Annotated in this window: 11 protein-coding genes and 1 other RNA gene; 2 read left to right on the plus strand and 10 right to left on the minus strand. The window is 51.2% G+C overall.

Annotated elements, in window-relative coordinates; genetic code table 11:
- Window positions 1-173 precede the first annotated feature (173 nt).
- From IV54_RS07540 to IV54_RS07580, 10 genes are all read right to left on the minus strand, one after another.
- A complete protein-coding gene (locus IV54_RS07540) occupies window positions 174-509 on the minus strand; it encodes a hypothetical protein (protein ID WP_057878771.1) in 336 nt (111 codons plus the stop codon).
- A gap of 74 nt (window positions 510-583) precedes the next feature.
- On the minus strand, window positions 584-1,054 hold the full coding sequence (locus tag IV54_RS07545) for an 8-oxo-dGTP diphosphatase (RefSeq protein ID WP_057878772.1): 471 nt from the start codon (window positions 1,052-1,054) through the stop codon (window positions 584-586).
- Complete coding sequence (locus IV54_RS07550) at window positions 1,033-2,133, minus strand: acyltransferase family protein (RefSeq protein ID WP_057878773.1); 1,101 nt, start codon at window positions 2,131-2,133, stop codon at window positions 1,033-1,035. The genes IV54_RS07545 and IV54_RS07550 overlap by 22 nt, the downstream gene beginning before the upstream one ends.
- A gap of 95 nt (window positions 2,134-2,228) precedes the next feature.
- A complete protein-coding gene (locus IV54_RS07555) occupies window positions 2,229-2,423 on the minus strand; it encodes a hypothetical protein (RefSeq protein WP_057878774.1) in 195 nt (64 codons plus the stop codon).
- 115 nt (window positions 2,424-2,538) lie between these two features.
- Window positions 2,539-3,882: an ammonium transporter gene (locus tag IV54_RS07560; RefSeq protein WP_057878775.1), complete on the minus strand. Its 1,344-nt coding sequence runs from the start codon at window positions 3,880-3,882 to the stop codon at window positions 2,539-2,541.
- Window positions 3,883-4,082: 200 nt separating this feature from the next.
- Window positions 4,083-4,463: an HIT family protein gene (locus IV54_RS07565; RefSeq protein WP_057878776.1), complete on the minus strand. Its 381-nt coding sequence runs from the start codon at window positions 4,461-4,463 to the stop codon at window positions 4,083-4,085.
- A gap of 5 nt (window positions 4,464-4,468) precedes the next feature.
- Window positions 4,469-5,614, minus strand: coding sequence for a THUMP domain-containing class I SAM-dependent RNA methyltransferase (locus IV54_RS07570; protein WP_057878777.1), 1,146 nt, complete (start codon window positions 5,612-5,614; stop codon window positions 4,469-4,471).
- A 174-nt stretch (window positions 5,615-5,788) separates the two neighbouring features.
- An RNA gene (gene rnpB / locus IV54_RS11545) (RNase P RNA component class B) lies at window positions 5,789-6,168 on the minus strand.
- Between the two features lie 19 nt (window positions 6,169-6,187).
- Entirely contained in the window at window positions 6,188-6,541 is a 354-nt protein-coding gene (gene gpsB, locus IV54_RS07575; RefSeq protein WP_057878778.1) for a cell division regulator GpsB, read from the minus strand.
- A gap of 55 nt (window positions 6,542-6,596) precedes the next feature.
- A complete protein-coding gene (locus IV54_RS07580; RefSeq protein WP_057878779.1) occupies window positions 6,597-7,166 on the minus strand; it encodes an SLOG family protein in 570 nt (189 codons plus the stop codon).
- A gap of 191 nt (window positions 7,167-7,357) precedes the next feature.
- Between IV54_RS07580 and recU the strand changes: the two genes are divergently transcribed.
- Complete coding sequence (recU, locus tag IV54_RS07585; protein WP_057878780.1) at window positions 7,358-7,960, plus strand: Holliday junction resolvase RecU; 603 nt, start codon at window positions 7,358-7,360, stop codon at window positions 7,958-7,960.
- 33 nt (window positions 7,961-7,993) lie between these two features.
- Entirely contained in the window at window positions 7,994-10,270 is a 2,277-nt protein-coding gene (locus IV54_RS07590; protein ID WP_057878781.1) for a transglycosylase domain-containing protein, read from the plus strand.
- Window positions 10,271-10,334 lie beyond the last annotated feature (64 nt).

Raw genomic sequence — 10,334 nt, forward strand, 5'->3', positions numbered from 1 at the left:
CACCGTGATCAAGCTACCTTCATACGAATTTTACCAACAACAGTTGACAGAGAACCCAATTATCTTGAAGGTAATCGTCCGACGCCTTATTTATTATTTTTGTGAATTAAAATGATGACACCAGATTGAACCCATGTTAGCCGGAGGCGCGGGTAACATCCAACTCAAACAGTTTAGATCAACCGGCGCAGGTAGCCCAGAAGCACCACCAAAAATGTCAGTGGTAATAGAAATTCCAGGAAGGTCAGGAACAACGCCGGCGTCATGAGAGCCACGACCAAGTCCAGAAGAATCAGTCCACCACCCACAACAACCAGTGCCAGCCACCAGCCTCGAGCCAATCGCGTTTGATAACTAATCCCATAGGCCATCAGGGTAACCGCGGTTGTCAAAATCAAAGCACGTTCCACTAAGGTTAACGGCAGTAGGCCTGCCAAAATCAGGGCAAGCACGCTCAAGCCAATGAAGAAATAGCCATACCACCGTTGGGTCTGTCTCGTTGTTTTCATCATCATCGCTTCCTTTACCTCAATTATACACGTTTCCAATAATTGAGAGGGCCCGGGTGCCTGAAAAGTTCAACCTAGGCGTGCCACCCCGCATCCACCGACAGTTCACCATTCCACTCATCACTGACGACCGCTGGGAGTTCGTGGTTAAAGACGCGCAACAGGGTCATCAGACTAGACGCACTGTTAGCTGCCGTCAATGCTGACAAGGGTAGCCAGGAGTTGGGGCCCTCGTTACTGTCCCGTATCTCTCCCGTGAAATCATCACTGCGGTACAACAGACCCAACTTGCGTTTTTGCCGCGTCGGGTCGAACCATTCGCAGGTACCGCAGAAACTCAAACTATGTAAGTGTAGACCAGTTTCTTCGGCCACCTCCCGCATCGCCGCCGTGGCACAGCTTTCGCCGACCTCCACGTTACCACCAGGGAAACTGTGACCAGCCTTCCAAGGAACATTTAATTTATCCTCCACCAAGACGTGCTTAGTGACCGGATCGGTCACGAGAATCATCGTCACCAGTTCTACCGGTTGCGTTCTGTCCATGGTTGTCTCCTCCATTTAATTAAATCAATACTCTGTGCGATCAAGGCACTAAAGCTAAACGATATGATCCAGGTCAATCCGTAACACACGAGAATTCCCAGGCCCAGATGGGCTCGCGTCAGGGTAGCCCCACCACCGCGCCAGATGATCTGTAGCCAAAAAACATTGGCGAGATACGAGGGATAGGCCAACTGCGCAAGACCATGAATGACTCCCAACGACCGGGCTCGCCGCCGTATCTGATAGCCAGCAAATGCCAGAACCAGTCCGATGACGCTTAAATCAAAAACAACGGTGGCGGGCAGGTAATAACTCGTATGCCCAAAGTCGACCGCCGTTCCCCACTGCCGCAACGTCCAGTTCTGGCCCACCCACGCCACACAGGCCACTAGGACCAACACCCCCCAGAAGCGTGACAACCAGCGTTGCCAGACCGACCAGTATCGCCAGCAAAGTACGCCCAGCACCGCATACAGGAGGAAGCCCAAGAAAAACCGATCCAAGAGATACCAGCGGACAAAGTGAGCGGTTGGATAGACCCGCTGGGTAAAGCCGATCATCGCTAGAACATAGAGACCCCCGATACCCCATCCCCAATGTTTCGCCACTTGTGGGCGGTTCACCCGATCACGCAGCCACCAGAAAATGGGCATCAGCAGAATAAATTGTAGCATCATCGTGTTGTACCACAGATGGGGTGCCGCATTACCACCCACGCCCTGCCAGAGAAGTGATCCCCAATTGTGGGCCGTCCTATGCTGCTGAAGACTGGGCATCAACCACAGGTAGAGCGTGGTCCAGATCACCGTCGGTAAAAACAGTGTCGGCGTCTGGCGTTTCAGGTAAGATCCATAACTAGGGGCTGGATTAGTGGTCCGGCTAGTCGTGAAGAGAATTCCCCAGATAAAGGCTGGCGCCGTGAATTTTACCGCCAAATAAATACCGGCCATGACTGCCTGGGCCTTAAGCGTCGGCTCAACCGTCAGGGCAAGGCTCAACACCGATTGTCCCATGACTGCCGTACAGGCGGCCACCTTCAGGTAGTCGCCAGCATCTACTTCGTCTCCTTGCCAATTCACATCGCGTCATCATCCTTTACCCGTTCATTTTACCAAGTCGCTCGGATAACGTAAACCACGAAAAAAGAGGCTCACTGGCCTCTTTATTTTTACGATTAAGCTTTGCGCTCACTGCGCTGTAATTTTTTGTTTTCGATGATTCCCTCTACGCCGTAACATGCGGCACCCAGAGCGGCAAACGCCAGTGGGAATACCAGCCATAGTGGTGACTTCATTAAGACGAGCACCAGGCTTAAGAACATGACCGCAAAGACGACTAAGGTCGTTAAGACAATCCGATCTTTTTTCATTTTAAACTCCCCCTTAGCTTAATTAAACTTGTGTGGCCCCTAACCACAAAGCTAGCTTATCAGTTTCTAGGCAAAATAACCACTACTTCGGGTAACCTTAAGAAAGTCACTAACTTTAGCGACCGTGCAAACCAGATCGGGTGGCATCATGAGGCGTCAGATGCTGGAGTTGCCCCCGAAACTCGGGTTCGAAACGTTCCTGTTCGGGACGGAAGGCGGCCAACCGGGCCTGACGTGCCACCGTTGAGTCTACCCGTTCGCCGTGCTCACCCAGGTCGAGCCCCGCTTCTTCCTCAGCAATGCCCACGCGCATCGGGCAAACCTGTCGGAGACCCCAAACTAAGAGACTGACCCCGGCGGCCACCAACACAATGGTGAAGAGCGTTGCCCCAACCTGAATGCCTAGCAAACGACCGCCACCGCCATACAGAAGGCCATTGGTCGTAACCACCGGATTGACAGTCTTCGTGGCGAAGGCCCCTACGAGGACACTGCCAACAATGCCACTCACCCCGTGACAACCGAAGGCATCTAGTGCATCGTCAATTCCCAAGCGTGGCTTGATCCGCGTGACAAAGACATAGCTGGTCAAGGTAGCAATAGCCCCGATAGCCACGGCCCCCATAATTGTCACATACCCAGCGCCGGGGGTAATGCCCACCAGCCCACACAGGGTCCCAGTACAGACACCCACCAAAGTTGGTTTCCCATGACGCCAGATGTCCAGCCCCATCCACACGACCATCGCGGTGGCCGTAGCCACGGTACTGGTCAAAGCCGCCTGTAAGGCAACGTCATTGACCGCCAGTGCACTCCCAGCATTGAAACCATACCAGCCAATCCACAGAATCGCGGTTCCCAGCAGGACCCAGGGTAAATTGTAGTGGGGATTGCCGGTATTGCTCTTCAACCGTGGCCCTAACCAGGCCGACAAGACCAAGGCGGTGACCCCAGCATTGATGTGAACCACCGTCCCACCGGCGAAATCCAGGACGCCCCAATGAGCTAACCAACCAGCCGGGCTCCACACCAGGTGAACCAGCGGGTAGTACAAGAATAACGACCACCCGACCAGGAAGAGTAACAGAAATTTAAAACGAATTCGACCAACCACGGCCCCCACGAATAAAGCAGGGGTAATAATGGCAAACATCATTTGAAATAAGGCATATGCGCCCACGGGAATCTGACCCGTCGTCAAGGTTGACAACCGCACCCCATGAAAGAAGGCCTCGCGCAAATTGCCAATCACCCCGGCAACGTCACCCGAGAAACTTAGCGAATACCCCACAAACACCCAGAGGAGAATGGCCATCCCCGTCATGATAAATACCGACAACATGGTATTGACCACGTTCTTCTCTGAAACCAGGCCCCCGTAAAAGAATGCCAAACCAGGAGTCATGAATAAAACCAAGATACTTGCCACTAACACAAATGCCGTGTTGGCTAAATTCATTTGCGTCGCCCTCTTCATCTTTTAATGTTATAAATCCTAACACTAAACATTAAATAAGTCGATGAAATATCAGTAAATTCGTAAATTAACCTTTTTAGCAAGCTATACGCTTAGTTTAAGACCATTTTCACGTTAAGTTTCCTAACACTAAAATCACAAAAATGAGAGTCTCAGCGAAATTTGCTGAGACTCTCATCACCTTATTTTAAAAGACGTTTGACGGCTGCGGGGATGAGTTTCCGGACCCCGCCACGGGGATCAGGCACATCACCCGTATACCTTGGAATCAAGTGAACATGAGCGTGCATGACTGTTTGACCGGCTGCCGCTCCGACATTAATCCCAATATTATAGCCAGCCGGCTGATAAGTCTGGTCCAATAAGGCCTTACCTTCTGCCAACAAGGTATCCATGGCCTGCTTGGTTGGACCGGGAATATCAAAATACGTGGCATAGTGCTGCTTAGGAACGATCAGCAGATGTCCCTTGCGCACTGGATGTATGTCCCAGAACGCCTTGGCCAGCTCATTTTCCAGAACAATTTCGCTTTTTTGACAGAAAATGCAATCCGCCTTAATCACACTACCTACTCCTTTGAACGCCGTGGTTGCCGTTGTGCCCAGAACTGGAAGTAATCCGTCCGGAGGGCCCCGTTATACAACTTCCGCGTCTTCGTGGCTTTCTTGCCATAGAAGTGTTCGAATTCCAAGTCGGCCGTCAGCACATAGGTTGACCAGTCCGTCATTGGCCGGAAAACGTCACCCATTTGCTTGTAAAGTTCCCGGACACTGGCCTGGTCACTCAGCCGCTCCCCATAAGGTGGGTTGGCGACGATGACCCCATGCTTGAGGTCGGTTTCAAAGTCTTGAACTGCCAACTGACGGAAGGTAATGTCTTGGGACAAGCCAGCCTCTTGCGCGTTCTTCTTAGCGATGGCGACCATGTTCTCGTCGATATCACTCCCAAAGATCTGTAAGGGCGTGTCGTAGTCGGCCTTAGCATCGGCCTCGTCACGGACTTTATCACTCAATTCTTGCGGCACCCAATCCCAGCTCTCACAGGTAAAGTCCCGGTTGAAGCCCGGTGCCAAGTTACGGCCAATCAGAGCAGCTTCAATTGGAATAGTTCCGGACCCACAGACGGGATCCCAGAATGGCATATCCTTGTGCCAGCTCGTCAGGGCAATCAGTGCCGCCGCCATGTTTTCCTTGATGGGGGCGCCACCCTTACCTACCCGGTAGCCACGCTTAAACAGACTAGGACCGGTGGTATCGAGGGTTAACATGACGTGATCCTTGTCAATCATAACTTCCAAAGGATACGTCGCCCCCGTTTCTGGCATCCGTGTCCGCCGGTGATAGACGGCAGCTAACTTGGTTGCCACGGCCTTCTTCACGATCGCTTGGGCATCGGGCACACTATGTAATTGCGACTTCTTGGAGCGGCCTTCAACGGGGAAAGCGGCATCCATTGGCAGTAATTCATCCCAAGCCACGGCTTTGGTGGCTTCGAACAATTCGTCAAACGTCATGGCATCGAATTCAGCCACGATGATCCGCACCCGGTCGGCCGTTCTGAGCCAGAGGTTCGTCCGTAAGATATCTTCGATCGTCCCGTCGAAGCGAACCCGACCATTTTCGACTTGGGTCTCATAACCTAGGTCCCGTAACTCACGCCCAGCGATGGCTTCGATACCACTCGCAGTGGCGGCGTATAAATGAAATTTTTTCATAACATCCTCCTTGTTTCCGACTCAACGGTACAACGCTTTTGTTGGCGAACGCTGTCGACCGCTACCGCGACGAGTCGACTTTACCCTCAGTGTACCACCGAAGGCCTTTCACCCCATAAATTAGCTATAAAAAAAGGTGGGAGCAAGCTCCCACCGACCTGACATGGTGTAAATCCCTGTAAGCCATGTTTTGTACCACCCAACCGTTTCAGGCAAACGATTGACTGGCAGTAATCATCTATCTCGAGAGTTTCCTCTCCCCCCACATTTCGTTCATTTCCATATGTGAAGCGCCCCTACCAAAAGTTTGGGTTGCCCGCTCGAGGGGTTTACCGCGTTCCACCGCCTAGGTTTTCCTAGACGTATCGTCACTGTGGCACTTTTCAGGGATACTCAAGCATAGCCGAAGCCTTAGCCGTTTTTTCCCGCCGTAACGTTATTGCTAACGCTCCCCGGCTTATTTTTTCACCGAGCACGAACACTACAGACATCTCAGTCTGTGCGAGCATGGACTTTCCTCAGCCGACATAAGCCGACCGCGATTACTCAGGATTTACACCAGTCTTTATAATTCTACAAACGATGTGACTCGTTTGGATCATTATCTAATTGTGAACCGAAAACGTGACGTTCCAAGTTGGATAAACGCTTGAGAATATCCATGTTGGTGACACTGGACGTCGGTTGGCTAGTTGTGGAAGCTTGGGGCTGGCTAACGCCAACTTGCACTTGCTTCGTTAATTCATCAACTTTCGCTAACAACCGTTCGTTTTCATCTTGCAGGCGTTGATTTTCCTTAACAAAAGTGTCGTAGTCCTTGATTACGTTGTCTAAGAAAGTATCAACGTCATCTGGATCGTAACCACGCATCTTTTGTCGAAATTGCTTTTGCAAAATTTCTTTTGGAGTGAACTTAATGTTTTCCATCGATTATTTACACCTCGTTGTCATATCAAACCGGCAATATTAATAATACCAGTTTTCATTCAAATTGGGAACCATTATTTAAATTTTCTTGATATTCGTTGGCACTTTCTTGCAGCCATTCCATATCAACCATCGTCAGGGGGTAAGTATGTTGCTCCTGAAACTTTTCAATCGCCCGGTAATCATACTTAGGTTTGCCTTCAACCTCTAAATCATAAACCATCACGGCTTCATCTGTATGGCTCAACATAAATTCTTGATAGTTTCTTAACTGTTGGGGGCTGTGATAAGGTTGCGCACTGACTGGTTCATGGAAGTCCGTTCGACTCATGATACTGGCTAATTGGGCCTGATTGGCTTCATTCCAGTTATTGCCGAACTCCGCAAACGGCGTCATCATCGCAATCTTCAGCTCTGGGTAGTCGTCCTTTAAGGTCAGGGCTACCTCAATGACCCACTGCTCAACCCCCAGTTGGCCGCCGGTAATCAACCAATCGGTGCCATTTTCAATTTTACCAATGAGAACCTTCTTCAGTGCATCCTTTAGGACCAGAAGTTTCTTGTCCTCGTTACCGAAGACCCCGAGTTCATAGCTTCGATAACCCGTCACCCACAGTCGACTCACCAGAATTCCCCCTTTGTTCTTCCTATAGTTTAGCGAAGATTTTCGGTAGGAGCAATGAAAAGACGTTAAATTATTGGAAAAGTCTGACGTCCGGTCTGCTTGGGAGTTTTTATTTCTGCCCCACCTTGGTATAATGTCAATAACTGGGCCACAAATGCGAGCCAGCTTTTGACAAGGAGTGTGAGGAGTCGATGACTATTCGGTATCCCAATGGGAATGCCTATCAAACACCAGCGACACCGTCCGGGCCCAAGTTTCCCAGTTCCTATACTAATTATGGGAAACGGGGCATGACGCTAGAGGAAGAGCTCAACCAGAGTAACACGTACTATGAGACCCGGGGCATGGCGGTCGTTCACAAGAAGCCGACCCCCATTCAGATCGTCAAGGTCGATTATCCGAAACGCAGTGCGGCTGTGATTAAGGAAGCCTACTTTAGCACCGCGTCCACGACCGATTACAACGGGGTCTATCGGGGCCATTACCTCGACTTCGACGCGAAGGAAACCAAGAACAAGTCCTCCTTCCCGTTGAAAAACTTTCATCAACACCAGATCGATCACATGCGGGCCTGCACGGCCCAGGGTGGCATTTGTTTTGCTATTATTAAGTTTGTCAATCGCCACGAAACCTACCTGTACCGTGCTGAAGACCTCTTTACCTTCTGGGATCAACAAATTCAAGGCGGCCGTAAGTCCGTGCCCTACGCGGACATCGCTGCCAAGGGAATCCTTTTACCTGCACAGTTGCAGTTACCGGTTCCCTATCTCAAAGCCGTGGATCAGCTGCTTTAGCAGCGAACACGTTTAAACGCAAAGGAGATTAACATGTCTAGTAACAATTCTACCGGTGGTACGCGGATGAGTCGCCACAGTGCGACCACCCCCGGCCCCAAACGACCGCACAACGGCTGGCGTACCTTCCGCCGCGTGCTGTTCGTTATCGTGGCAATCGGCGTTTTAGGAATCTTGGCCGGTGCCGGGCTTTTCTTCTTCTACGCCCAGAGCGCCCCGAAGATTACCCAATCCGCCCTGTCCAGTGATACCTCAACCCGAGTTTATGACGCTAACGGTAAGGTCATCTCGCGGTTGGGTGCCCAGAACCGAAACTACGTTCAGAACAGCAACATTCCCACGACCTTAAAACAAGCCGTGGTTTCCACCGAAGATCGGCGTTTCTATAAGAATAACGGGGTTGACCCCATCCGGATCCTTGGGGCCGCATTTGCGAACGTCTCCGGGTCTTCGCTAGGGATGCAAGGTGGGAGTACCTTAACCCAGCAATTGGTTAAGCTGTCCGTCTTCTCGACGGCCGCTGCTGACCGAACCCTGAAGCGTAAGGCCCAAGAAGCCTGGTTAGCCCTCAAGGTCGATCACAACTATTCCAAGGATCAGATCCTGGAATACTACATTAACAAGGTCTACATGGGTAACGGCGTCTATGGGATGCAGACAGCCGCAGAATACTACTACGGCAAAGATCTGAAAGACCTCGAATTACCACAGTTGGCCCTCCTCGCTGGGATGCCTCAAGCACCTAACGATTATGACCCAACGACTTACCCCCAATATGCTGAGAAACGACGTAACCTGGTGTTAGACGCCATGGCTAAGAACAACGCCATTACCTCCGCCCAGGCCGCGCAAGCCAAGGTCACAAACATCAAGACTGGTTTGGTCAAAACACATCATTCAACCACGACCGATGCCAAGACCACCAAGGTCATCGACGCCTACCTGAAACAGGTTTACGCCGAACTTAAGGCCAAGGGTTACAACACCACTACTGGTGGTCTAAAGGTCTACACCAACCTCGATATGGGTGCCCAGAAGAAACTTTACAGCATCGTCAACTCGGGGAACTACGTCAACTTCCCTTCCAGCAAGTTCCAAGTTGGGTCCACGATCGTGAACCCCAACAACGGTCAAGTGGTCGCCATGATTGGTGGCCGGAAGACTGGCAACGTCACCTTTGGGTTGAACCGTGCCGTTCAAACAGACCGTTCCAGTGCCTCAACGGCTAAGCCCCTGATGGATTATGGCCCAGCCATTGAACACCTCTACTATCCAACTTACGAACCAGTCAAGGATACGGCATTTACGTATCCCGGGACCGACAAGAGTCTCTATGACTGGGATAAGCAATATCAGGGAACCATCACCATGCGTAAGGCCCTCTACGAATCTCGGAATATTCCAGCGGTTCGGACCTTACAAAACGTTGGGATTTCTAAGGCTACCAAGTTTCTCGAAGGTTTGGGCATGACGTTTGACAAGACGTTGACCTTGCAAAACGGGATTGGGTTGTACATTTCCTCCGAACAGGAAGCAGCCGCCTATGCCGCCTTCGCCAACGGTGGGACCTACTACAAGCCTTACCTGGTCTCCAAGGTGGTCACTCAGGACGGGAAGAAGCACAACTATGCGTCTACTGGTAAACGCGCTATGAGCGCCGCGACGGCCTTCATGTTGACCGACATGATGAAGGATGTCATTACCAACGAAAGTGGTTCAGGGCGTTCAGCCGCCATCTCCGGGCTCTACCAAGCCGGGAAGACTGGGACCGACTCCTACCCTGACGATTACGCCGACAAGGTGCCTGATGGCGCGACGATGGACTCCTGGTTCACGGGGTACACCAAGAACTATGCCGTCTCCGTCTGGACGGGTTACGACAAACAATTCCAGACCGGTCACTACGTCAGCGAGTCACAAACCACAATCGCTCAAGAAATCTACAAATACGAAATGAGTTATCTCGCCGGTAAGAGCACCAATACCGACTGGACCGCCCCAAGTACCGTCACGCGTACCACGCAAAACGGGAAGACGGAATACTACGTCACTGGTCACCCTGGTACCGTAACGGATACCACGGCCACTAGCCAATATGGGTCGACGAACAACACGAACTCTTCGGCTTACAGTAGTAATAACCAGGCAACAACCAGTTCCAGCACTTCCAAGACGGAATCCTCAACGACTGAGTCCAGTACCAGTAAGGAATCCTCAAGTACGGAACAGAAGCCTAGCGGTAACGGCAATGACGATGACAACAACACGCAGACGTCATCGACGAATAACGCTGACGACAATAAGAACTAACGAGATCATGGCTCTTTGTCAAATGGTGTTGAAGGATAGTTTCTATCCTTTGGAGATCTCCTCG

The organism is Levilactobacillus paucivorans, assembly GCF_001437125.1.
Classification (GTDB): Bacteria; Bacillota; Bacilli; order Lactobacillales; family Lactobacillaceae; genus Levilactobacillus; species Levilactobacillus paucivorans.